Origin of the sequence: Pseudofrankia saprophytica (assembly GCF_000235425.2) — a bacterium.
Taxonomy (GTDB): Bacteria; Actinomycetota; Actinomycetes; order Frankiales; family Frankiaceae; genus Pseudofrankia; species Pseudofrankia saprophytica.
In genome coordinates, this window is record NZ_KI912266.1 from 674,046 (window position 1) to 697,646 (window position 23,601).

The following is a 23,601-nucleotide window of genomic DNA, read 5'->3' on the forward strand; positions in this document are numbered from 1 at the left end:
TATCGGAGGTGTTGGCGCCTTCCTCAGGCCGATGAGTACCGGGTGCGAGACGAGGGTTGTGACGAGGGGTCTCTCGCGGGCCGGACGGCCACCGCTCGGCGGTGCTCGCCCAGCTCAGCCGCTCAGCCGCTCGCCCAGCTCAGCGGGCGACGGCTCGCGCCTCGAGGAACCGACGCAGCTCACCGACGGTGCCGAAGGAGCCGAGCCGATCGTCGGGGATCTCGATCTCGAACTCGTTCTCGACGGCGAACATGAGATTGATGTGCGCCAGCGAGTCCCAGGCGGGGATGTCGGCGGCGGTCGTGTCGTCGGAGACGACGAGGGCGTCGTCAGCGAAGATCTCCCGAAAGACCTGCTGCAGTCGATCGTCCATGGTCAGCTCGTGCTCCCTTCGAGTTCCCGGTCGGTTCGGGTGATCTGGATGAGGCCGGGCGGGCTGCCGGCGTCGTCGACGGCGAGCAGCCAGGAGACGGCGCCGGACTGGTGTTCGGGCGAACGAACGCCCCCGGTGGGGGCCGGCTCGGCGGGGGCGGGGGCGAATCCGAGACGGCTGAACAAATCGCTGACCAGTCCGTTCTTGGCCGTGGGTACGTAGTGCCCACGCAGGTAGCGGCAACCGCGGCGGCGAGCCTCGGCAATGAGAAGCCCGGCCGTCTCGTCCTCCAGCGTCCGGCCGATCACTCGGCAGCTCATCAGCCAGGTGTCGATGTCGAGTACGTCGTGCTCCTGGCGGGCGATCGCGACGGCGACCAGGCCGTGGTCGGCGAACTGGTCGGTGAGCCGGACGCAGAGCACCGCGGTGGCCGGGTCGGCGGCGAGCTCGGCGAGCTCGGCCTGGCTTCGGCGCCGGCCGGTGAGGTTGAACTGGTTGGTCTTGACGACCAGCTGCGCGACCCGCGGCAGGGTCACCTCGTCGAGCGGGACGACGGTGGCGACCATCGCGAGGCTTCGGTGGAAGTCCTCCAGCGACGTGGCGCCGGCGGCGAGCTGGGCGGCCTGGGCGCGGGCGCGGTACTGGGCGGCGCGGTCCGCGTCCTCCGTGGTGAGGGCCGGGGTCTCGAAGAACGGATAGGACGCCAGCGCCCGCACGTAGCCGTGTGGGTCGGGCGGCAGATCGATCACGTCGACCTCGCCGACCAGCTGGCGCACGACCTCCCGCTCGGCGGCGTTGTCGTCGACGAAGACCAGCGAGTCCAGGCCGATGCCGAGCGTGCTCGCGATCTGGCGGATCTGCGCCGGCTTGTCCGCCCAGGACGCGGAGAACATCGCGATGTCGTCGAGCCGCAGCCGCATGCCGGGGTGGCGTTCGAACACCTCACGGGCGTCGGCGTCGTTGTTCTTCGAGCAGACCGCGAGGATCACACCCTTGGCCTTCAGTTCCAGGATGTGGTCCTGAAACGCGGTGAACGCCTCGCCGGCGGGGCCGTCGCCCAGGGCGATGCCGCCGAGGCCCTCCTCGCCCAGCACACCACCCCAGAGCGTGTTGTCCAGGTCGAGCACCAGGCACTTGCGGCTGGCGCCGAGCTGGGCGCCGAGCACCGCGGCGGTGTGCCGGGCCAGCAGCGGCACGCAGCCGAGCGAGACCGCCTGCTTGGCCCGGTGCCAGTAACGGGCGTCGAACCAGCGGCGCTTGCCGACCTCGGCCGCGAGCCGGTCGCAGTCGACCAGCGCCACGCGGCTGCCGGTGGCCCGCCCGAGCGCGGCGTTCACCGCGGCGAGCATCGTGGCCCGGCAGCCCGGAGTGCGCGCGGCCAGGTGCCCCAGCGCCACGTCCGGCGGGACGGCGAACAGGTGCTGCACGACCCTGGCCCCGGTCCGGTCGACGAGCAGGTCCCACAGCGACGTCCAACGGGCGGCCTCGGCCGCCACGTCCGCGTCCGGGTCCTCGCTCATCGCCGGCAGCTGGGCCTCGCCGGCGTGCACCGCGAGGACGACGACGTCCGGGCCGAACCGGTACAGCCCGCTCGACGGGTCGAGGATCTCCTGGCGGTACTGGCCGTAGCCACACTCGTAGAGCTCGACCGCCACCCCCGCCCGCGCCGCCGCCACCGGCAGCAGCGCCGAGAGCTGCGACGTCGTGTAGCTGCCGAGCACGGCCACCCGCGCCGTTCGGGCCAGCGGCGCCACCCTCGGCAGGCAGCGTGCCACGACACCGGCGGCCGCCGACCAGGCGGCCAGGTCGTCGCCCGCGTCGGTCGCGACCAGCGCCCACCGCACCGCGCCGGCGTCGTCACCCGCCCGTTCGGCCGCCCGCGCCCGGTCGAGACCGGTGCGCATCGGACCGGCTCCGGCGTCCCGGCCGTCGTCCCATCTCGTGCTCATGTGGGCCGCCTCATCACCCGGGCGGGAGCCGCGAACACGGTCGCGCCGGCCGGGACGTCGACGGTCACGATCGAGTTCGGCCCGATCCTGACGTCGTCCCCGATCGTGATGGGGCCGAGCAGGTGCGAACCGGGGCCGATCTCCACCCGGGCGCCGATGGTGGGCACCGCGTGCCGGGACGCGTCGGCGGAGGCGAACCCGATCGTGACGTTGTGGCGGATGAGACAGTCGTCACCCAGCACGCAGAACGCGGGGATCTGCACCGCCTGGTGATGCCCGATCCGGACCCGGCGGCCGATGACCGCCTCGTCGGCGATCTCCACCCCGTACAGGGCACGGATCACAAGTTCGTTGACGAGTTTGTAGATGATGCCGACCGGAGACCGAAGCCAGGCCGGCGCAGTGAGCCGCCAGTGGCCCACCCGGTACACCACCAGCGCGTGCATGCCGGGATGGACGAGCGAGCGGCCATGATTGCGCCAGTCTTCCCCGATCAGTGCCCCAAGGCTCGGTTCCGCGGCGGCCCCTGGTTCGGATGCGCCGGTTCCATCGACGGCCGCCGTGGCGAACCTGCCGCGACCTGTCTGTGTGCCCATCCAGCCGGACCCTCCGCGCCGCCTCCACTTTTTTCCAACCATACAGTTACGTAACAGTAGGGTCTGCGCAAGCCGGGCCCGGTGGCCTCATCCTCAGACCACATCTGCCCTCCTGCCCAGCTCCGGGCACCGCTGGCGGTGCGACCAGGCTGTGAGCTTGGCTACTCGCCGGGCAACCGAGAGGTCCGCCGACGCGGCCATCGGCGGCGGCGACCACGACGCCACGCCCGGCCTCCCTGGGGCACCGATTGCGCCCATGGGGCGGGAAGACCCGGTCGGAAACCAAGGAATGGTTTCCCGCGAACCTCCGGTATCGCTGCGCAGAACGGACGGATGAATCAACGGCGACTACGCCGGCCTACGGTTCCATGGTCGCGTCTGTTCGTACGGCAGGTGTCATTCCCCCGTCGTCGTGCTCTTTTTTCGGATTGCCGACCGGGGGGCGGGCGCCCTGCGATGTGGGGGGTTTGGATGCGTCCTGAGAAGTTTTCCGAAACGGGGTCCAGCCCGCTGAGCAGGATGGACAGCGCGCTTCTCGGCTATCAGCGGAAAAACAGCGCCGCGCCGGTCGCGGTCGCCTATCTGCTGCGGGCCGCGGGCACCTGCGATCTCGGCGCCGCGCGCGCCGCGGTGCTCGACCGGGCACGGAGGTTCCCGGCCCTGACGCATAGGCTGACGGCCGCCGCGGGCCGCGCCGGTTGGCCCGCCTGGACACCCCAGCCGGGCTACGACGTATCGACCCATGTCCGGGAGCACCACCTGTCGGCGGGTGCGGGAGAGGCGGAGCTGCGGGCCTTCGTCGAGTGGCGCTGCCGGGCGCCGATCCCGCTGGACGCGCCGCCGTGGGAGATCTGCCTGCTGCCAGGTCCCGGCGCCGACGAGTTCCACATCCTGTTCCGCGCCAGCCATATCTGGCTCGACGGGGCGGCCCTGCACCAGGTGCTGGGCATGCTCTTCGGCGAAGGGCCCGCCGCCGCGCCGCCGCGCCGGGGACGCGACGGGCGGGTCACCCCACGCGGGCTGGCGGTGGCCCTGGGGCGCGTCCTCGGCTGGGCGACGCCGGCCGGCAGCCTGGAGGCGCTGACGCGGCCATGGTCGAAAGCTCACAACCTGTACTGGGCGACGACGAACGTCGAGCGGCTGCGAGCCCTCGGCCGGGCGTACGACGCCACCGTCAACGACGTCTTCCTGGTCGCGTTGTCCGGCGCCCTCGACGCCTGGTCGCGGCCGGTCGACGGACGCCGCGAGGTGCGGGCGCTGATGCCGGTCAGTATCCGCCGCAAAGATGAGTTCGGCGGCCTGGGCAACTATGTCGTAGGCGCTCGCGTTTCTCTGCCCCGCGGTCCCATATCGCCCTGGAGCCGTTTCGAGACGGTACGCCGGCAGACGTCGCGCTACCGCGGCGCCGAGAACGTGGCGGCCGGCGAGCGCTGGTGGTTCGAGAAGATCCCGGCCCGTTTCGGGTCCAGGGCGGTGGCGATGGGAATGGATTCCCGAAGGGTGCCCGTGACGACGTCGAACGTCGGCGTCCTGGCCGGTCCGATGGCCGTGGCGGGCTGCCCGGTCACCGCGGGGACGCCGATCCCGGTTCTCCTTCCGGGACAGCGCCTGTTCGTCATGCTGGGCGTCCTCGGGCCCACGGCCTCGCTGTCCGTCGCGGTCAACGGCAACGTGCCGGACGGCGCCCGGCTGGTCGGCCTCTGGCTCACCGAGCTCGACCGCCTGGAACGGACCGCCGGTCTCACCGCCGTCCCGGCCCAGCCCGCGGCCGCGGCCGCGGCCGCGGCCGCCGAGGCATCCGCCACGGCCACCACCTGACGCCACTGGGTTCCGTCCGTAGGCGGTCCTATGATCGGGCGGTGAAGGTGATCTCGCTCGGGTTCCGGACCGACCTGATGGTGCGGAGACTGACGGGCTCCCTCATCGCCGAGCACGCGTCCCACCTGGTCGTCCGCACCCCTACCAATCCCGACTTCTGGTGGGGGAACTTCATCCTGGTCGACGGCCCGGTGCGCCGCGGCGACGCGGACCGGTGGGCGGTCGCGTTCGCCGACGCGTTTCCGCGGGCCCCCCATCTCGCCCTGGGCGTGGACGGCGCCGACGGCGAGGCCGGCGACGAGTCCGAGCTCGCCCGCCTCGGGGTGACGGTGGAGGTGACCTCGGTCCTGACCGCCACCCGGCTGACACCGCCGGCCCGCCCGCCGGCGGCTGCCACGATCCGGCCGCTGGCCGGTGACGACGACTGGGCACAGGCGGCCCGCCTGCGGGCCGCCTGTCACAGCGACGAGGAACCGTCGGCCGAGGAACGGCTGTTCATCGCGAGGACGGTCGCCGAGGAGCGCCGGCTCTGCGAGGCGGGCGGCGGCGTCTGGTTCGGCGCCTTCGTCGACGGTCAGCTGAGGTCCGGCGCGGGCCTGGTCAGCGACGGGGGCGGGCTGGCCCGTTTCCAGAACGTCGAGACCCACCCTGGCCATCGCCGCGGCGGCCTGGCCTCGGCTGTCGTCCACGGCCTCGGGCAGTACGGCCTCGGGCAGCGGGGTGAGCGCGAGCTCGGCGCGCGCACGCTGGTCATCGTCGCCGATCCCGATGACGAGGCCATCCGCGTCTACCGCGCGCTCGGCTTCGTCGACACCGAGCGGCAGGTCCAGCTCCAACGCCCGCCAGGCGGATGACCGCCCGCGAGCCGAGTCGGGCCCGCGAGCCGGCCGGCGCGCTCGGCCCGCGCGGTCAGGGCAGGAGCAGGCAGCTGTCGCCGAACTCGTGCCACAGGTAGCGCTCGCGCAGCGCCTCGCGGTAGGCTGCGGCGACGAGACCGGGGCCGGCGACGGCCTCGAGCAGGTCCAGGTGCGACGCTCCGGGCGCGTGCCACCCGGTGACCAGGCCAGTGACCGTGCGGGCCGGCCTGTCGGGGCCGAGGACGACGTCGGTCCAGCCGGCGGCGGCCCGCACCGTCCCGTCCGGGCCGGTGGCTGACTCGAGGGCGCGGGTGGCGGTGGTGCCGACCGCGACCACCCGCCCGCCCCACCGACGCGTCGCGTTCACCAGCCGGGCCGTGTGCGCGTCGACCCGGAACCGTTCCGGCTGCGGCGGCTCGCCGGGCTCCTGCGAGGAGACACCGGTGTGCAGCAACACCGGCGCGACGCCGATGCCACGGGTGACCAGGTCGGTCACCAGGTCCGTCGAGAACGGGCGCCCGGCGCTCGGCATCTCGGCACTGCCCGGGTCGCGGCCGAACACCGTGCGATAGGCGTCCATCGGCTGGGGGGCGAGCACGTACGCGTAACGGATCGGCCGGCCGACATGCCGCAGGTACGGCACGACACCGCCGTCGACCGGCACGCTCGCCCGCCACAGCCGGTCCTGGCCGGCGGGACGCGGCGCGTGGACCGTCAGCCAGACGCCGTAAGGCAGCGCGATCCGTTCCCCGGGCCGCAGGTCGCCGACCGGTCCCGCCGCGGCCGGGTCCGCCGCCCGGACCTCGACCACCCAGTCGCCGTCGTCGAGCGCCGTCGCGAAGTGGACGACGACCGCGCCGTCCCCGGCCCCAGCTCCGGCCACGGTCCCAGCTCCGGCCACGGCCACGGCTCCAAGGCTGTGGCGGGAGCCGCTCACGGCGGCCGGAAGCATCGCGGAGGTGTTGACGACGACCAGGTCGCTGGGCGCCAGGTGCTCGCCGAGCTCGGCGAAGCGGGCATGGCGGATGCCGTTCGGACGCGCGACGAGGAGACGGACGCCGTCGCGCCGCTCGGGCGGCGCGGATGCCTCCAGGCCCGTCGGCAGATCGAACGCGACGGCGCTCATCGAACGGCCTCCGCCGCCCGGAGGTCGGCTGGGCGGCCGGCGGCGAGATCGGCCGCCACGTCAGCCCTGAGATCACCCCTGGGATCGACCGCGAGGTCGGCCGCGCGATAGCGGCCGCTGGCCGGGCGCGCCTCGATCAGCCGCAGGATCGCCGGTGCCACCTGCTCGGGCGGCGGCCGGTCGGAGATGTCCTCGTCGGGGAACGCCCGCTGGTGCATCTCGGTCCGCATGTCCCCCGGGTCGACCGCGTACACGCTCACCTCCGGCTCCTCGGCGCCGAGGACGGCGGCGAGGTGGTCGAGGGCGGCCTTCGACGGCCCGTACACGCCCCAGCGCGGGTAGGCCTCGACAGCGGCGTCCGAGCTGATCGTGAGCAGCGTCCCGCCGCTTTCGCGCAGCAGCGGCAGTACCAGCTGGACCAGCGCCAGCGGCGCGATGACGTTCGTCTCATAGACGGCGCGGACGGCGTCGAGGGGTGCGTCGGCGAGCGCGGGCAGCGGGCTCGGGCCGAGCTCGCTGGCATTGGCGACGACGAGGTCCAGTCGGCCGACGCTCGTCACCGCGTCGACGAGCCCCCGCCGGTGCGCCGCGTCGGTGACGTCGCCGGCGACCGCGACGACCCGGTCGCAGGGGTCGTCAGGCTGACGGAGCCTCACGCCGCCAGCGGCCTTCCCCGGCACGGAGGGCGTCGGCGCGACGGCGGGCGTCGACGCCACCGCCTCCGCGAGGCGCGCGGCGTCGCGGCCGTCAACGACGACCCGCCAGCCGCGTTCGGCGAGGGCACGAGCCAGGGCGAGCCCCAGTCCCCGCGACCCGCCGGTGATCAGTGCAACAGGATCAGTGGTCATGCGGCGATCGTCATAGTTAAAGTTAACTTCAAGTCAAGGGTCGAGCGCGCCCGACCCGGCGGGTGGGCCGGAGCGTTGCCGGGCGGCAAGGGAGAGTGCGGAGTGCGGGCAACTGATCTGCTGACCGTCGGGGAGACGTCCGCGCGCAGCGGCCTCCCCGCCTCGGCGCTGCGTTACTACGAGTCCCAGGGGCTGCTCGAGACGACCCGCACGGCCGGGAACCAGCGCCGCTACCCGCGCCACGTCCTGCGCAGACTGGCCTTCATCCGCGCCGCGCAGAACGTGGGGCTGTCGCTGGACGAGATCCGGGCGACCCTGGCGACACTGCCGGAAAGCCGCACCCCGACCCGCGAGGACTGGACGTCGGTGTCCGAGTCGTGGCGCACCCGCCTGGACGAGCAGATCGCCGCCCTGCTCAAACTGCGTGACGGGCTCGAATCCTGCATCGGCTGCGGCTGCCTGTCGCTCGACCGCTGCGCCGTGTCCAACCCCGGCGACATCACCGCGCAGCGCGGGCCAGGCGCGAACTACCTCCCTCGGGCCCTGCGCGGCTCCCCACCCCATGGCTCCCCACCCGACAGCGCCCGACCAGCCGGCGCCTGACCAGCCGCCTTCGCGACCGGATGCAACGCAGGTTTTCCGGGCGTTCAGGAAATTCCCGCGAGAGGCCGGGCGGGCTTCCTCCGCGGTCCCGCGGGTACAGGAATCGCCGCACCGTCTCGACGCGACACATCCCGTGGCCGCCGCTAAATTGTATGGGCGAGGTGGCGGTCGCGGAGGATTATCGGTAGCCGCCAGGAAGATAGTGCCGGTGGAAGTCGTCGGGAGGTCTCCCGTGGGCAGGCGAACCGCATATGCATGAGCTTGCCGTGACACAGGGCATTGTCGAGATGATTTCCGACCGGATACCGAACCAACGCGTTCTGACGGTCAATCTCACGATTGGCCAGGTATCGGGCGTGGCACCGCACGCCGTCCGCTTCTGTTTCGATCTGGTCGCCGCTGGCACCGTCGTCGAGGGCGCCCGCCTGCATATCGACACCCCGCCCGGACGGGCACGCTGCCGAAGCTGCGGGCAGGACGACTTCGTCATCGACACCCCGTTTCCCCTGTGCGGCTGCGGCAGCGCCGACGTGGAGGTGCTCGGTGGCGACGAGCTGACCGTCGCGTCGGTCGAGGTGGCGGCCGGGCCAAAGAGCACGCAAGAATGATCCTCTTTCGCGTGCCCCGCGGCTTTTCGCATGCTCGGCGACCATGCCCGGCGACAGAGTCCCGAGAGCACAGCTGGCGCCACGGTGGAGGTGTGGGAACGGATGTGCGTGACCTGCGGGTGTGACGGCGACGCCCAGCCCAGGATCATTGGGCCCGTCGATCCGGTACGCCGCGACAACGAACCGGTACGCCGCGATCGGGACGACATCCGGCTGGTGACCCTTGAGGAGCGCATACTCGCGAAGAATGACACCCTTGCCGCTTCCAACCGACATTGGCTGGCTCATCAGGGCATCCTCGCCGTAAATATCATGAGCTCACCGGGCGCAGGGAAGACCACCCTGCTCGAACGCACCATCCGTGAGCTGAACGTCGAGTGGCCGATCGCGGTCGTCGAGGGTGACCAGGAAGGCGTGCTCGACGCGGACCGAATCAGGGCCAGCGGCGCCCCGGTGGTCCAGGTAAACACGGGCGACGGCTGTCATCTCGACGCGGAGATGTTCGACCGCGGGCTGCGCGCGCTTCCGCTGACGCCCGGGCAGCTCATATTCGTCGAGAACGTCGGCAACCTGGTCTGCCCCGCGCTCTTCGACCTCGGCGAGGGCGCCCGCGTCGTCGTGACGGCCGTGACCGAGGGCGAGGACAAGCCGGCCAAGTACCCCCGGATGTTCGCGTCCGCCGACCTCGTTCTCATCAACAAGTGCGACCTCCTGCCGCATGTCGACTTCGACGTGGCGGCCTGCGAGCGGCGGATTCGCCTCGCCAGTCCGCGCGCCGAGGTCATGACGGTCTCCGCTCGGACGGGCGAGGGCCTGTCCGCCTGGTACGGCTGGCTTCGCCACCAGCGCGGCCACCGCGAGGCCGAGGCCTCGGCCTGCTCGACGCATCACCACCATCACCCGTCGGCCGACCCGGCGGACGCCCTTTCGGGGTCCGCGCCGGTCGAGTCCTCCGCGCTCTGACCGGATCTGAACGGAGTGGATATGCGCATCGCTCAGGGCCGCCGCGTGCCGAGGGGAGCCGAGCATTCCGAGCATTCCGAGCCGATCGAGCCGGTCGAGCTGGGACCACCGCCGCCGGGGTTCGCGGCGGCGCGAGCGGTCGCCGACGCGGTGCTGTATGAGGGCTACCTGCTCTATCCCTACCGGCGTTCGTCGGGAAAGAACCGGGTGCGCTGGCAGTTCGGTGTCCTCGCGCCCAGGCCATGGGTCGAGGCGAACTGTCTCCCCACCGCCACCGTGGCGGGGTCGTCGGACGCGTGGCGGCAGCGGACCGAATGCCTGGTCGAGGCGCCCCCGAGCGCGGTCATCCACATCCGCCTGCGTTTCCTGCAGTTGCAGCGCCGCTCGGTACAGCAACGCTCGGTACAGCAACGGGACGAGCGTGCCCAGTCCGCCGAGGCCCCGTTCGTCGAGGTCGACGCGGCGTCCAGTGGTGGCGAGCGGTACCTCACCTTCGACGAGGCCGTCGAGCGGGAGATCGACATCGCGGTCGAGCTGTCCGAGGTGATCGCCGGACCGTGCCAGCGCCAGGTGTTCTTCCCGGCCGCCGAGTCGGTCGAGCCGGTCGAGGGCGACATCAGAATCGTGCGCACCCAGCAGCCGGTGTCCGCGGTGGTGTCCTTGTCCGCGCAGGCCGCCGAGACGCCGTTCCCGGCGTGGCTGCTGCGCGTCGAAACCGAGAACACCGCGACGGACCTGGCCACGCGGGCCTCCCGCCAGGAGGCGCTGAGCCGCGCGATGCTCGCCACGCATTCCCTGCTCGGCGTGCGGGGCGGGAAGTTCCTGTCCGCGCTTGATCCCCCCGCCTGGGCGGCGCGGGCCACCCGGGCGTGCGAGAACCTGCACACGTTCCCGGTGCTGGCGGGCGCGGCCGACGCCGACGACGTCGTCCTGTCGGCGCCGATCATCCTGTACGACCGTCCGGCAGTGGCGCCGGAGAGCCCGGGTGACCTGTTCGACGCGACCGAGATCGACGAGATCCTCTCGCTGCGGACGATGACGCTCACCGACGAGGAGAAGCAGGAGGCCCGGGCGACCGACCCACGGGCCGCGAAGATCATCGACCGGGTCGAGCTCATCCCCGACGACGTCTTCGCCCGCCTCCACGGTGCCGTCCGGTCGCTGCGCCCGGTATCGGCGGCCACGGGTTCCGTCGCCGGCACTGACGTCATGGCCGTCGGCGTCACCAACGATGTCACCAACAACGTCACCATCGGGGTCACCGACAAGGTCCCCAACGGGGTCACGGACGCCGGCGCCGTGACGCCGAGCCGGCAACCGGCGACCACGCCCGCGCGAGAGGCGTCTCCGCCGCGCTGGTGGGATCCGGAGGCGGACGCCGCGGTGTCACCCGACCGCGAGGCCGTCCTGGTCGACGGCATCCGGGTGGCCAGGGGCGCCCGCGTCCGGCTGCGGCCGCGCGGGCGGGGCAGCGACGCGCAGGACATGTTTCTCGACGGGCGCGAGGCCATCGTCGAGGGGGTCTTCCTGGACGTCGACGACGCGCGGCACCTCGCCGTGATCCTCGTCGACGATCCGGGCGCGGACCTGCACCGGTGGTACGGGCGTCACTACTACTTCGCCCCCGACGAGGTCGAGGTCGTCTCCCCCGCCGACGGCGGGACGGCACCGGCCGTGGGGCCCGAGCGATGACCACACTGCCCACGCGTCCCATGGGCACCGGCCTGGAGCCGGGCCAGGGCAGCGCCCCCGACCGGCCCGCCGCGCGCCGGGTTCTCGTCGCGGGAATAGGCAACGTCTTTCTCCGCGACGACGGTTTCGGCGTCCGGGTCGTCCGCCAGATAACGCCCGAGCTGGTTCCCGATGGCGTGGACGTCGCCGACTACGGCATCCGCGGTGTGCACCTCGCGTATGACCTTCTCGGCGGTTCGTACGGCACGGTCGTGCTGGTGGACGCGGCGCCGCTCGGCAAGCCGCCCGGCACCGTCGAGGTCCTGGAGGTCGACACCGCGGGCGCCACCCGCGACACCGGCACGGCCGGCACGGCCGGCACGGCCAAGGCCGACCTGACCACCGCCGAGACCGGCGAGACCGCCAGGACCGGCGGGACCGGTGCCGACGGGACCACACCGGGCTTCGACGCCCATGGGCTGCACCCCGAGGCGGTTCTCGCGCTGCTGCGCTCCCTCGGGGGACAGATCGACCGCGTCCTCGTCGTCGGCTGCCAGCCGGCCGCGCTCGACGAGGGCATGGACCTGTCGGAGCCGGTCGCGGCTTCGGTGGATGCCGCCGCGCGCCTGGTCATCCGGCTGGCCCGGGACGAGGCGGCCGCGCTGGCCCGCGCCCATGAACCCCACGCCAGGGAACGGAGGAACGTGCGATGACCACCACGCCGACTTCCAGCGGAGCCGCGGCGACATCGGCGCCGCGTGGGTTCGACGAGATGACCATTCTCTGGATCTCGGAGGGGATGAGCTGCGACGGCGACACCGTCTCGGTCACGGCGGCTTCGCAGCCGGCGATCGAGGACGTGGTGATGGGTCTCATCCCGGGCCTGCCCACGGTGAACCTCCACAACAAGGTGCTGTCCCCGACGCTCGGCGGCGAGGAGTACCTCGCCCCCTTCCGGGCGGCCGCGCACGGCGACCTCGCCCCGTTCGTCCTCGTGATCGAGGGCTCCGTCCCGAACGAGAACATCAACGGTGACGGGTACTGGACCTCCTTCGGAAACGATCTGATCACCGGGGATCCGCTGACGGTGAACTGGTGGATCGACAACCTCGCGCCGAAGGCGTGGGCGGTGGTCGCGATCGGCACCTGCGCCACTTACGGCGGCATCCACGCGATGGCGGGCAACCCCACCGGCTGCATGGGCCTGGCCGACTACCTCGGCTGGGACTTCCGGTCCAGCGGCGGACTGCCGATCGTGAACATCCCGGGATGCCCGGTCCAGCCGGACAACTTCATGGAGACCCTGACCTGGTTGCTGTACCACGCGGCCGGCACGGCGCCGCCCCCACCGCTGGACGAGCTGCTGCGCCCGCAGTGGCTGTTCGGAAAGACGGTGCACGAGGGCTGCGACCGGGCCGGCTACTACGAGCAGGGCGACTTCGCCGGGGACTACAACTCGCCGAAATGCCAGGTGATGGTCGGCTGCTGGGGCCCGGTGGTCAACTGCAACGTGCCGAAGCGCGGCTGGATGGGCGGGATCGGCGGCTGCCCGAACGTCGGTGGCATCTGTATCGGCTGCACCATGCCGGGATTCCCGGACAAGTTCATGCCGTTCATGGACATGCCGCCCGGCGCCAGCCTGTCCACGAAGTTCGTCAAGCCGTACGGCGCCTTCATCCGGCGCATGCGAGGAATAACGAACACAACCGTCAACAAGGAGCCGCGCTGGCGCCACAACGGCCCCGAGCTGACGAGCGGATACGATCCCCGCTGGCGTCCCAACGGGCGGGTATCCCAGATTCGATGAGGCGGGCGGACAGTCAGGGACGGAACTGTCTCGGGTAGGCACATCACCTTCCAGCTGGAAAGGCCCGACATGGCGGCGAGAACGACGCAGCGCACGGCGGTTGAACCCTCCTCCCAGCTCGTGGAGATGTCCTGGGACCCCATCACGCGCATCATCGGGAACCTCGGCATCTACACCAAGATTGACTTCGCGAACCGGCGGGTGGCCGAGTGCCACAGCACGTCGTCGCTTTTCCGCGGCTACTCCATGTTCATGAAGGGCAAGGACCCTCGGGACGCCGGCTTCATCACCAGCCGTATCTGCGGCATCTGCGGTGACAACCACACCACCTGTTCGGTGTACGCGCAGAACATGGCCTATGGCCTGAAGCCGCCGCCGATGGCGGAGTGGATCGTCAACCTGGGCGAAGCGGCCGAGTACATGTTCGATCACACGATCTTCCAGGACAACCTGGTGTTCGTGGACTACTCCGCGGCGATGGTCGCCCAGACGAACCCCAGCGTGCTGGCCCGTGCCGAGAACACGCAGGCACCGGGCGCGGCGATCCACGGCTACCGCACGATCGCCGACATCATGCGCTCGTTCAACCCGTTCGAGGGCGAGCTCTACAAGGAGGCGCTCCAGGTCTCCCGGGTCACCCGCGAGATGTTCTGCCTGATGGAGGGCAGGCACGTCCACCCGTCGACGATCTATCCGGGCGGCGTGGGGACCATGCCCGAGCCGGCGCTGTTCACCGACTACATGAGCCGGCTGGTGTCCATCCTGGACTTCGTCAAGAAGTCCGTGGCGATGAACGACGACGTCTTCGACTTCTTCTACGAGGCGCTGCCCGGCTACGAGGAGGTCGGCCGGCGCCGGATCCTGCTCGGCTGCTGGGGCGCCTGGCAGGACCCGGCGGTCTGCGACTACCGGTACGAGACCATGAACGAGTGGGGCAAGGCGATGTACGTCACCCCCGGCATCGTGGTCGACGGCGAGCTGATCACCACGAACCTCGTCGACATCAACCTGGGCATCCGGATCCTGCTCGGCAGCTCCTTCTACGGCGACTGGGTAAACGAGGAGCCTTTCGTCACCCGGGACCCGCTCGGCAATCCGGTGGACATGCGCCACCCCTGGAACCAGACCACGCTGCCCGAGCCGCAGAAGCGGGACTTCGACGGGAAGTACAGCTGGGTGATGAGCCCGCGTTGGTTCGACAAGCGGTCCGGCGACCATCTCGCGCTCGACACCGGCGGCGGCCCGTACGCCCGGCTCTACACCACCGCGCTCGCGGGCCTGGTGGACACGCCGTACGTCACCTCCACCGGGCGAAGCGTCCGGATCTCGCTTCCGAAGAGCGAGCGGCTGCCGGCGACCACGCTGGAATGGAAGATCCCGCCGTGGTCGAACGCGATCGAGCGGAACCGGGCGCGGGTCTACTTCGTCGCGTACTCGGCGGCGATGTCGCTCTACTTCCTGGAGCGGGCGATGGAGCGTCTCCGCGGCGGTGACACCCGCACGTTCACCGACTTCGAGGTGCCCGACGAGGCCATCGGCTGCGGCTTCCACGAGGCCGTCCGCGGCGTCCTGTCCCACCACATGGTGATCCAGGACGGGAAGATCGCCAACTACCACCCGTATCCGCCGACCCCGTGGAACGGCAGCCCGCGCGACAGCTTCGGCACGCCGGGGCCGTACGAGGACGCCGTCCAGGACATGCCGATCTTCGAGGAGAACGGCCCGGACGACTTCAAGGGCGTCGACATCATGCGGGCGGTCCGCAGCTTCGACCCGTGCCTGCCCTGCGGCGTGCACATGTACGTCGGCAACGGCCGCACCATCACCCACCGGCACTCGCCGATGCTGGGCGCCCAGAATGGCTGACCCCCCACGGCTCGACGACGAGGCCGTGCGCGAGCGGCTCACCCTGCTCGACGGGCTGCTGGAGCAGGTCGAGCGGACGCCGGGGCCGACGACCGAGGTCGCGCTGGACGCGGTGGCCACGCTGCTCGAGGTGTACGGCGAGGCGCTGGCCCGGGCGACCGCCTACGCCGCACGGGCTCCCGACGTGCGCGACGCGCTGACGGGCGACGAGCTGCTCGCCCATCTGCTGGTCCTGCACGGCGTCCATCCCGACCCGGCCGAGCGGCGGGCCAGGCGCGCGCTGGAGGCGCTGCGCCCGGAGCTCGCCACGGTCGGCGCCGAGGTCGAGCTGCTCGGGATCGACGACGGCGTGGTGACGGTGGCGGTCCGCGGCGAGAGCGGTTGCGGCGCGGCGGCGACCACGGCCGCGGTCACCGACGCCGTCCGCGAGGCGATCCAGGCGGTGGCGCCGGAACTGTCCGAGGTACGCGTCGACGTCGCCGCGAAGCAGACGCTCGTCCCCGTCGACTCGCTGCTGCGCGGGCCGGCCACGCTCGGGTCGCCCCGGTGATCGCCGACGCCGGCCCAGGGGTGGCACTCGACCCGGGAACGGCCGGTGGCGCCCTGCACCGCACGGCTCGCCGGGCCGGGCGGGCTGGCGCGCGCGGCGCGGCGGCCGCGGCGGCCGCGGCGGCGGAGCGTTGCGGGCTGTGCGCGGCCCCGGTGCCGGAGCCCCACCGGCACCTGCTCGACGAGCGGGAGGCCGGTCTGCTGTGCGTGTGCCAGGCGTGCGCACTGCTGTTCGAACGCGACGCGGCGGGGCGCGGCCATTACGTCCTCGTCCCCCGCCGGCGGCTGGCCCTGCCCGGCTTCGTCTCCGGCGCGCTGGGGATACCGGTCGGGTTGGCCTTCTTCGTCGTTCAGGCCGACGGACGGGTAATCGCGCACTATCCGAGCCCGATCGGTGTCACTCAAGGAGAAATCGATAAGGCCGTCTGGGACCAGGCACGGGAGCAGTGCGACGCGCTGGGCACTCTGAGGCCGCTGGTAGAGGCGGTGCTGGTCAATACCGCCAAGGGTGCGAACGAGCACTGGATAGTCCCGATCGACCTCTGCTACCGGCTTGTCGCCGTCGTACGAAAAGAATGGACGGGATTTTCCGGAGGCAGCACAGTATGGCCCGCAATTAGCGAGTTCTTCACCGCGCTGGCCCCGCACGGCACATCCATCCACGCGGACGCGGCGAACGCATCCGCCAGGACGGGCACCTGAAAGGAGTGGTCATGGCCAAGATCCGAGTCGGCAGGCCTGACGTGGCCATCGATGCCTCGGCGCACACGCCGGGTGTCCCCCAGGGCAACGCCAAGGGCGCCTACGAGCGCGAGGCTGGACACCATCCCGATGGGAAGGCCGACGCGCGCCGCTCGACCGGCATCGTGCCGGAGCGCCACAACCCGGTGCTGCCGGAGATGCCGAACATCCCGCCCCCCTGACCAGCCAGCGCCGGCCGGGCCGGCCGACACGTCGCGATCTTGATCAGCGGGACTGTATCCGGATCCGAACAGGCGGGGGCTCGGAGTTCGGATCCGGATACAGATCTGGCGATCTTGATGGGCGGGCGTGCCGGGGAATGGCACCAGGTAACGGGACAGGCATCGGAGCGGATCGAAGCAGTAGGGGAACCAGTAGGGAGGAGAACGCCGTGCGGAAATCCCTGATGATGGTCGCGCTCGCGGCGGCTGCGGGCGTCACCGGCAGGATCGCCTGGGACGAGTTGCCGGCGTTGCGCCGGTACCTGAAGGTGCGGCAGATGTGACGTCGTCACCCGCCGACCCGGCCGCACTGGACCGGCCACCGGCCACCGCGGTGCCCGGACCTGCCGCGCCGGCCGACGCGCTGGTGCGCCGGCGGTTCATCGTGCGCGGCGTCGTGCAGGGCGTCGGCTTTCGCCCGTTCGTCCATGCCACGGCGACCGGCCTCGGCTTGGCCGGTTCGGTGCGCAACGACGTCGCCGGCGTCGAGGTGGAGGTCGAGGGCTCGCCCGCGGCCGTCGAGGAGTTCGGGCGCCGGCTGCGGGAGGATCCGCCACCACTTGCGGAGATCGAACAGCTGACGGTCGCCACGCTCGCGCCGCGCGGTGAGCTGGGCTTCACCATCGCCCCGTCCGAGTCATCCGAGCCGGCCGCCGCCGGCCGTGCCCAGGCGCCCGCCGACACGGCGACCTGCGACGCGTGCCTGCGCGAGCTGGCTGACCCCGCGGACCGGCGCTACCGGCACCCGTTCATCACCTGCACCCACTGCGGCCCGAGATTCACCATCATCACCGATCTGCCCTACGACCGGCCGGTGACGACGATGGCCGGATTCCCCATGTGCGCCGACTGCGCCCGCGAGTACGCCGACCCGGCGGACCGGCGTTTCCACGCCCAGCCGATCGCCTGCCCGGCCTGCGGGCCCCGGCTGGAGTTCCGCGACCAGGATGGGCGCCGCGTGCGCGGGGACGAGGACGCGCTCGCCGAGGCCCGGCGGCTGCTCCTCGCCGGGGGCGTGCTCGCGGTGAAGGGCGTCGGCGGATACCACCTGGCGTGCCTCGCCACCGACGAGGCGGCGGTCGCGACGCTGCGCCGCCGCAAGCGGCGCGGCGGCAAGCCCTTCGCCGTGATGGTCGCCGACCTCGCGACCGCGCGGGCGCTGGTCGAGCTCGACGACGCCGAGACCCGCCTGCTGACCAGCCCAGCCAGGCCGATCGTGTTGGCCCGGCGCCGAGCCGACGCGCACCCCCGGCCGGCGGACGAGGTCGCGCCGGGCAACCCTGACCTGGGGCTCATGCTGCCCTACGCCCCCGTGCACCACCTCCTGTTCGGCCACCCCGCCCCTATCGGAGCTGGCGCCGGCACCGGTGGCCGCCCCGGCGCCGGCACCGGTGTCAATGCCGGTGCCGGCCTTCCCGACATCGCCGTGCTGGTGATGACCTCGGGCAACCTCGCCGGGGAGCCGATCGCCGCCGATGACGACGACGCCACGCGGCGGCTGGCGCACCTGGTGGATGGCTGGCTGTGCCACGACCGTCCCATCCACATCCCGTGCGACGACTCGGTGGTGCGGGTCGTCGACGGGATCGAGGTGATGGTCCGCCGGTCCCGGGGGTACGCGCCGTTGCCGGTCCGGCTGCCCTTCGCCGTCCCGCCGACGCTGGCGGTCGGGGGCGACATGAAGAACGCCTGCTGCCTCGGCTCCGGCCGTTCGGCGTGGCTGTCCGGCCACATCGGCGACATGGACGACCTCGCGACCCTGACCGCGTTCGGTAGGGCGGTGACGCACCTGGAGCACCTGACCGGGGTGCGGCCGGAGCGGCTGGCCGCCGACGCGCATCCCCGATACCGCTCACGCGCCTGGGCGACGGAGAGATCCCGCGGCCGGCCCGTCCGGTTCGTGCAGCATCACCACGCGCACATCGCGGCGGCGATGGCCGAACGGGGCCTCGACGGCGCCAGCCCGGTCATCGGCTTCGCCTTCGACGGAACGGGATACGGCACCGACGGCGCGATCTGGGGCGGTGAGGTGCTGGTCGCCGACTACCGGGGGTTCCAACGGTTCGCCCATCTTGGGTACGTCCCCCTGGCCGGCGGCGACGCGAGCGTCCGGCGTCCCTACCGGATGGCGCTGGCGCATCTGACCGCCGCCGGGATCGTCTGGGACCTCGACCTTCCACCGGTGGCGGCGGCGTCGGCCGAGGAGCGCGAGGTGCTCGCCCGGCAGCTGCGCGGCGGGTTCGGCACCGTTCCCACGTCGAGTGTGGGCAGGCTGTTCGACGCGGTCAGCGCGCTGCTCGGCGTGCGCCAGACCGTGGACTTCGACGCGCAGGCCGCGATCGGGCTGGAGGCACTGTCCCGCGGCGGCCAGCCGGACGGGTGCCGTTACCGCTTCGAGCTGCGGGAGCCGACCAGCGGCGGCGGCCCGCTGGTCGTCGATTCGGCGCCGGTGGTGCGGGCGCTGGTGGCCGACCGGCGCCGGGGCGTCGACGCCGCCACGGCCGGCGCGGGGTTCCACGAGGCGCTCGTCGCGCTGGTCCTGTCGCTGGCCGAGCGGGCGCGGCGCGAGCTGGGGCTGGAGACGGTGGTGCTGGCCGGCGGCGTGTTCCTGAACGCGCTGTTGCTCGCCGGTGCCCGGCGAGCGCTGCTGGCTGCGGGCTTCGACGTGGTGAGCGGCCGGCGGGTGCCGCCCGATGACGGTGGCCTGTCGCTCGGCCAGCTCGTCGTGGCGGCCGCCGGCGACCGGCTGGATTCCGACAAGCGGCCGGCAGGACCGGCCGCGGTGGACAGGATGGGGTGAGGGCGGGGTGTGTCTGGCGGTGCCGGGCAGGGTTGTCCGGACGTTTGAGCGGCACGGGACGCCGATGGCCGAGGTCGACTTCGGCGGGGTCCGCAAGGACGTCTGCCTGGTGTATCTCCCCGAGGTCGCCGTCGACGACTACGTGATCGTGCATGTCGGCTTCGCCATCCAGCGGCTGGACGAGCGGCGTGCGCTGGAGACGCTCGCCGAGTTCCGGCGGTTCGGCCTGCTCGACGAGGAGTTCGCGAACAAGGAGCTCGCGAATGAGGAGCTCGCGGATGAGGAGGCGGTAGCGCCGTGAGGTATCTGGAGGAGTTCCGGGACCCCGAGCTGGCCGAGCGCCTGCTGACGGAGATCCATGCGGTGACCACCCGGCCGTGGGCGCTCATGGAGGTCTGTGGCGGGCAGACGCATTCCATCATTCGCCATGGCATCGACCAGTTGCTTCCCAAGAGCATCGAGCTGATCCACGGTCCCGGCTGCCCGGTCTGCGTCACGCCACTGGAAATCATCGACAAGGCCCTGGAGATCGCCTCCCGACCCGAGGTCATCTTCTGCTCCTTCGGCGACATGCTGCGCGTCCCCGGCAGCCGGTCGGACCTGTTCCAGGTGAAGAGCGCGGGTGGCGACATCCGGGTGGTCTACTCGCCGCTGGACGCCGTCACGCTGGCGGTCGACAACCCCAACCGGCAGGTCGTGTTCTTCGGCATCGGTTTCGAGACCACGGCGCCGGCCAACGCCATGGCCGTCTATCAGGCCCAACAGCTGGGCCTACGCAACTTCTCGCTGCTGGTCTCCCACGTCCTGGTACCGCCGGCGATCGCGGCGATCATGGAGTCGCCCGCGTGCCGGGTCCAGGCCTTCCTCGCCGCCGGACATGTGTGCAGCGTGATGGGCACCGACGAGTACCCGCCGCTGGCCGAGCGGTACCGGGTACCGATCGTGGTCACCGGCTTCGAGCCGCTCGACATCCTCGAGGGCGTCCGCCGAGCGGTGATCCAACTGGAGGCGGGGCGGCACGCCGTCGACAACGCCTACCCCCGCGCCGTGCTGACCGAGGGCAATCCCGCCGCGCGCGCGATGCTGCGCGCCGTGTTCGAGGTGACCGACCGGGCCTGGCGCGGGATCGGCACCATCCCGCGTTCCGGCTGGCGGCTCTCCCCCGCGTACCAGGAGTTCGACGCCGAGCTCCGCTTCGACGTCGGCGACCTGCGCGCCGACGAGTCCACCGCGTGCAGGTCGGGCGAGGTGCTGCAGGGCCTCATCAAGCCGCACGAATGCGCCGCGTTCGGCGCCGAGTGCACCCCGCGCCACCCGTTGGGAGCGACGATGGTCTCCTCCGAGGGCGCCTGCGCGGCCTACTACCTGTACCGGCGGCTGGAACCGGCCCGGGCGGGTGCCCGGTGACCGCCGCCGAGACCGCGACGAACGCCAGGCCCGCGGTGGCCGGCAACACCGCGGTGACCACCGAGACGGCGATGACCACCGGGGCCACGATGACCACCGAGACGGTGGATCCAGCGGCCTGGAGCTGCCCGGCGCCGTTGCGGGACTCACCCACCATCGTGATGGGACACGGCGGGGGCGGCGCGATGTCCGCCGAGCTGGTCGAGCATCTGTTCCTGCCCGCCTTCGGGGAGGCGGGGGCGACCGAGCTGGACGACTGCGCCGTGCTCGCCGTCGGGTCGGCTCGGCTCGCCTTCTCCACGGACTCCTACGTGGTGAGCCCGCTGTTCTTCCCCGGCGGGTCGATCGGCGAGTTGGCCGTGAACGGCACGGTCAACGACCTGGCCATGTCCGGGGCCAGGCCGTTGTGCCTGTCGACGGCGTTCATCCTCGAGGAGGGGACGCCGCTGGCCGATCTGGCGCGGATCGCGACAGCCATGGGTGAGGCCGCCCGCCGGGCCGGGGTGCGGCTGGCCACGGGCGACACCAAGGTCGTCGACGCCGGCCACGGCCACGGCGTCTTCGTGAACACCGCGGGGATCGGGGTGATCCCTGACGGAGTCGACATCCGCCCCGCCCGGGTCCGCCCCGGTGACGCGGTCCTGGTCAGCGGCGATCTCGGCGTGCACGGCATCGCCGTGCTGAGCTGTCGGGAGGGCCTGAAGTTCGGCACGACCCTGGAGAGCGACACCGCGCCCTTGCACGGCCTGGTCGCGGCCATGCTCGACCAGGGCTCATCGGGCGCCCCGGGCTCACCGGGTCGGCCCGCCGGCGTGCATGCTCTGCGTGATCCCACCCGGGGCGGTCTGGCGGCCTCGCTGAACGAGATCGCCCGCGCGGCCGGCGTGGGCATCGACATCGTGGAGCGGTCCGTCCCGGTTCCGGCCGCGGTCGCGGATGCCTGCGGCATCCTCGGCCTCGACCCGCTGTATGTGGCGAACGAGGGCAAACTCGTCGCGTTCGTCGCGGGCGACGACGCGGACCGGGTGCTGGCGGCCATGCGTCGCCATCCACATGGCCGCGGCGCGGCGATGATCGGAACGGTCGTCGAGGAGCACCCGGCGATGGTGGTCGCCAAGACGGCGTTCGGGGCGACGCGCGTCGTCGATCTCCCGGTCGGCGAGCAGCTCCCCCGCATCTGCTGACGGCCCGGGCGCCGGGCCGCGGGATCCCGGCGTCCGGACGCGGCCGACCCCGCCCCGGCGTCCGGTCGCCCGCGTCTGGTGGGCACGACCGAAACCCGCCACCTGTAACGCTGTGTATGCGTATGGTCTCGGCCCCATGGGCACGCCCCAAGACGTGACGGACTTCTCCGACGACCAACGCATGAGCTACAAGCGGATCAGGCTGGCCGGGACTGGCGCGACCGACAACCTGATCTACTTCGTGGGGACGGCCACGACGATCATCCATCAGGCCGGGTTCACGGTGCTTACCGATCCCAACTACCTGCAGCGCGGCCAACGCGCCGACCTGATGGAGCTGATCGAGCCGCACACGACGGTACCTATCCACTACGACGACTACGGCGTGTTCCGTTCCCCGCTGGCGGACTTCGAGAACGAGGTACGCACCCGTGACCTGACCGGGCGGGTCCGCTTCCTGGACCGAGGCGACGCACTGCCGCTTCCCGCGGTCGCGACGCACCCGTGACCGTTGCGCGCGGCAACCCGCCGCGAACCTGGTCCGGCGAACCGCGATAGTCTCGCCAGACCAGGGACGATCAGCCCATCGGGGCACGATCTGCTCATTTTGTGGCGCAAGATTTCGGCAGGGCACCAGATTTCGGCGGGGCAGCAGGTTGGTTGGACACCAGGTTTTGGTGAGACAAGGGGCAACAGGCTCGTGAGCGACGCGCGGTCGGAGAAACAGGTCGACGAGGCGCGCGCCGCGGACCTTCGCGTGGACGTGCCACACACGGCCCGGATCTATGACTACCTGCTCGGCGGCAAGGACAACTTCCCCGCCGACCGGGAGGCGGCCGAGAGGACGTTGGCGGTTTCACCGCTCACACGCCCCTCCGCGTTGGCCAACCGGGCCTTCCTGCATCGAGCCACCCGGTTTCTGGCGGTCGAGGCCGGCATCCGCCAGTTCCTCGATATCGGAACCGGTATTCCCACCTCGCCGAACCTGCACGAGGTCGCCCAGGGCGTCGCACCGGACGCGCGCGTCGTCTATGTGGACAACGACCCCATCGTCCTGGTCCACGCCCGCGCGTTGCTGACCAGCAGCCCTGAGGGCAGGACGGGCTACATCGACGCCGATCTGCGCGATCCGGCGAAGGTCCTGGGTTCCATCGACTTTCGCGCGACGATCGACCTTTCCCAGCCCGTCGCCCTGACCATCTTCGGGGTTCTGCACTTCATCGCCGACACCAGCGACCCGCACGGTCTCGTCCGTCGCTACCTGGACGCCCTGCCCTCCGGAAGCTTCCTGGCGCTCACTCATGGCTCCCTCGACTTCGACCCGGAGAGTGTGCAGCGAGGCGCGGACGTCTACGAGAAGCGCGGGATCTCATCCTGGCCGCGTCCGCGCGCGGAGATAGAACGGTTCTTCGACGGTCTTGAGCTCGTCGAACCGGGCCTGGTCCCCATGCATCTCTGGCGGCCCGACGGCACGGACTCGCGGGATCCGGCCCCGGCGGGCGTCGTGGGGTACGGCGGCGTAGCCCGGAAGCCATGACCGCCAGCGCGCCGAAAGCGCTCTGAAAGGGCGGCGGCCCGCCGGACATATCCTCCCGGCCAGCCTTTCGGGCAGGT

24 protein-coding genes are annotated in these 23,601 nt (G+C 71.7%); 19 read left to right on the forward strand and 5 right to left on the reverse strand.

The annotated features are described in order from the left end of the window. Positions 1–139: 139 nt before the first annotated feature. The 3 genes from FRCN3DRAFT_RS0203000 to FRCN3DRAFT_RS0203010 are packed head-to-tail and all read right to left on the reverse strand — an operon-like array spanning position 140 to position 2,768. On the reverse strand, positions 140–373 hold the full coding sequence (locus FRCN3DRAFT_RS0203000; RefSeq protein WP_007516748.1) for an acyl carrier protein: 234 nt from the start codon (positions 371–373) through the stop codon (positions 140–142). Positions 374–375: 2 nt separating this feature from the next. Next, on the reverse strand, positions 376–2,322 hold the full coding sequence (locus tag FRCN3DRAFT_RS42360; protein WP_007516746.1) for an HAD-IIIC family phosphatase: 1,947 nt from the start codon (positions 2,320–2,322) through the stop codon (positions 376–378). Continuing rightward, a complete protein-coding gene (locus FRCN3DRAFT_RS0203010) occupies positions 2,319–2,768 on the reverse strand; it encodes a serine O-acetyltransferase (protein ID WP_232793898.1) in 450 nt (149 codons plus the stop codon). Before FRCN3DRAFT_RS0203010 ends, FRCN3DRAFT_RS42360 begins: the two co-directional genes overlap by 4 nt. 669 nt (positions 2,769–3,437) lie before the next feature. Between FRCN3DRAFT_RS0203010 and FRCN3DRAFT_RS0203015 the strand changes: the two genes are divergently transcribed. Together FRCN3DRAFT_RS0203015 and FRCN3DRAFT_RS0203020 are read left to right on the forward strand one after the other, a co-directional pair. Beyond that, positions 3,438–4,736, forward strand: coding sequence for a wax ester/triacylglycerol synthase domain-containing protein (locus tag FRCN3DRAFT_RS0203015; protein WP_232793899.1), 1,299 nt, complete (start codon positions 3,438–3,440; stop codon positions 4,734–4,736). A gap of 41 nt (positions 4,737–4,777) precedes the next feature. Beyond that, positions 4,778–5,590 carry a GNAT family N-acetyltransferase gene (locus tag FRCN3DRAFT_RS0203020; protein ID WP_027140194.1) on the forward strand — a complete coding sequence of 271 codons (813 nt, stop codon included), beginning with the start codon at positions 4,778–4,780 and terminating at the stop codon, positions 5,588–5,590. Between the two features lie 55 nt (positions 5,591–5,645). Here the strand turns inward: FRCN3DRAFT_RS0203020 and FRCN3DRAFT_RS0203025 are convergent, their stop codons facing one another. Beyond that, positions 5,646–6,719, reverse strand: coding sequence for an S-adenosylmethionine:tRNA ribosyltransferase-isomerase (locus FRCN3DRAFT_RS0203025; protein ID WP_007516739.1), 1,074 nt, complete (start codon positions 6,717–6,719; stop codon positions 5,646–5,648). Next, a complete protein-coding gene (locus tag FRCN3DRAFT_RS0203030; protein WP_007516738.1) occupies positions 6,716–7,567 on the reverse strand; it encodes an SDR family NAD(P)-dependent oxidoreductase in 852 nt (283 codons plus the stop codon). The genes FRCN3DRAFT_RS0203025 and FRCN3DRAFT_RS0203030 overlap by 4 nt, the downstream gene beginning before the upstream one ends. 102 nt (positions 7,568–7,669) lie before the next feature. On the opposite strand from FRCN3DRAFT_RS0203030, the gene soxR reads away from it, so the two are divergent. From soxR to FRCN3DRAFT_RS0203115, 17 genes are all read left to right on the forward strand, one after another. Further along, entirely contained in the window at positions 7,670–8,170 is a 501-nt protein-coding gene (gene soxR, locus FRCN3DRAFT_RS0203035; RefSeq protein ID WP_007516736.1) for a redox-sensitive transcriptional activator SoxR, read from the forward strand. Between the two features lie 251 nt (positions 8,171–8,421). Next, on the forward strand, positions 8,422–8,778 hold the full coding sequence (locus FRCN3DRAFT_RS0203040; RefSeq protein WP_007516734.1) for a hydrogenase maturation nickel metallochaperone HypA/HybF: 357 nt from the start codon (positions 8,422–8,424) through the stop codon (positions 8,776–8,778). Between the two features lie 30 nt (positions 8,779–8,808). Beyond that, a complete protein-coding gene (gene hypB / locus FRCN3DRAFT_RS42365) occupies positions 8,809–9,741 on the forward strand; it encodes a hydrogenase nickel incorporation protein HypB (protein ID WP_232793900.1) in 933 nt (310 codons plus the stop codon). A 21-nt stretch (positions 9,742–9,762) separates the two neighbouring features. Next, entirely contained in the window at positions 9,763–11,433 is a 1,671-nt protein-coding gene (locus tag FRCN3DRAFT_RS0203050; protein WP_007516730.1) for a hypothetical protein, read from the forward strand. Further along, positions 11,430–12,125: a hydrogenase maturation protease gene (locus FRCN3DRAFT_RS42370; RefSeq protein WP_007516729.1), complete on the forward strand. Its 696-nt coding sequence runs from the start codon at positions 11,430–11,432 to the stop codon at positions 12,123–12,125. Before FRCN3DRAFT_RS0203050 ends, FRCN3DRAFT_RS42370 begins: the two co-directional genes overlap by 4 nt. Beyond that, the gene (locus FRCN3DRAFT_RS0203060; RefSeq protein ID WP_007516727.1) at positions 12,122–13,219 is read left to right on the forward strand and encodes an NADH-quinone oxidoreductase subunit B family protein; all 1,098 of its coding nucleotides are present in this window, start codon (positions 12,122–12,124) and stop codon (positions 13,217–13,219) included. The genes FRCN3DRAFT_RS42370 and FRCN3DRAFT_RS0203060 overlap by 4 nt, the downstream gene beginning before the upstream one ends. Before the next feature lie 69 nt (positions 13,220–13,288). Next, the gene (locus FRCN3DRAFT_RS0203065; RefSeq protein WP_007516725.1) at positions 13,289–15,085 is read left to right on the forward strand and encodes a nickel-dependent hydrogenase large subunit; all 1,797 of its coding nucleotides are present in this window, start codon (positions 13,289–13,291) and stop codon (positions 15,083–15,085) included. After that, on the forward strand, positions 15,078–15,635 hold the full coding sequence (locus tag FRCN3DRAFT_RS0203070; protein WP_007516724.1) for a NifU family protein: 558 nt from the start codon (positions 15,078–15,080) through the stop codon (positions 15,633–15,635). The genes FRCN3DRAFT_RS0203065 and FRCN3DRAFT_RS0203070 overlap by 8 nt, the downstream gene beginning before the upstream one ends. Further along, on the forward strand, positions 15,632–16,336 hold the full coding sequence (locus FRCN3DRAFT_RS42375; RefSeq protein ID WP_198535931.1) for a DUF5947 family protein: 705 nt from the start codon (positions 15,632–15,634) through the stop codon (positions 16,334–16,336). Before FRCN3DRAFT_RS0203070 ends, FRCN3DRAFT_RS42375 begins: the two co-directional genes overlap by 4 nt. An 11-nt stretch (positions 16,337–16,347) precedes the next feature. Next, complete coding sequence (locus tag FRCN3DRAFT_RS0203080) at positions 16,348–16,557, forward strand: hypothetical protein (RefSeq protein WP_007508913.1); 210 nt, start codon at positions 16,348–16,350, stop codon at positions 16,555–16,557. A 209-nt stretch (positions 16,558–16,766) separates the two neighbouring features. Then, positions 16,767–16,880 (forward strand): DUF6893 family small protein, encoded by a 114-nt coding sequence (locus FRCN3DRAFT_RS57560; protein ID WP_425343317.1) that lies wholly within the window; start codon positions 16,767–16,769, stop codon positions 16,878–16,880. Beyond that, entirely contained in the window at positions 16,877–19,396 is a 2,520-nt protein-coding gene (locus tag FRCN3DRAFT_RS0203090) for a carbamoyltransferase HypF (protein ID WP_007508910.1), read from the forward strand. The genes FRCN3DRAFT_RS57560 and FRCN3DRAFT_RS0203090 overlap by 4 nt, the downstream gene beginning before the upstream one ends. A gap of 19 nt (positions 19,397–19,415) precedes the next feature. Further along, positions 19,416–19,697, forward strand: coding sequence for a HypC/HybG/HupF family hydrogenase formation chaperone (locus tag FRCN3DRAFT_RS0203095; protein ID WP_342435266.1), 282 nt, complete (start codon positions 19,416–19,418; stop codon positions 19,695–19,697). Next, positions 19,694–20,803 carry a hydrogenase formation protein HypD gene (gene hypD, locus FRCN3DRAFT_RS0203100; RefSeq protein ID WP_007508906.1) on the forward strand — a complete coding sequence of 370 codons (1,110 nt, stop codon included), beginning with the start codon at positions 19,694–19,696 and terminating at the stop codon, positions 20,801–20,803. Before FRCN3DRAFT_RS0203095 ends, hypD begins: the two co-directional genes overlap by 4 nt. Then, the gene (gene hypE, locus FRCN3DRAFT_RS0203105; protein WP_007508905.1) at positions 20,800–21,987 is read left to right on the forward strand and encodes a hydrogenase expression/formation protein HypE; all 1,188 of its coding nucleotides are present in this window, start codon (positions 20,800–20,802) and stop codon (positions 21,985–21,987) included. The genes hypD and hypE overlap by 4 nt, the downstream gene beginning before the upstream one ends. 136 nt (positions 21,988–22,123) lie before the next feature. Continuing rightward, complete coding sequence (locus FRCN3DRAFT_RS0203110; protein WP_007508903.1) at positions 22,124–22,495, forward strand: hypothetical protein; 372 nt, start codon at positions 22,124–22,126, stop codon at positions 22,493–22,495. 192 nt (positions 22,496–22,687) lie between these two features. Beyond that, on the forward strand, positions 22,688–23,524 hold the full coding sequence (locus tag FRCN3DRAFT_RS0203115; protein WP_007508902.1) for an SAM-dependent methyltransferase: 837 nt from the start codon (positions 22,688–22,690) through the stop codon (positions 23,522–23,524). The last annotated feature ends 77 nt before the right edge of the window (positions 23,525–23,601 follow it).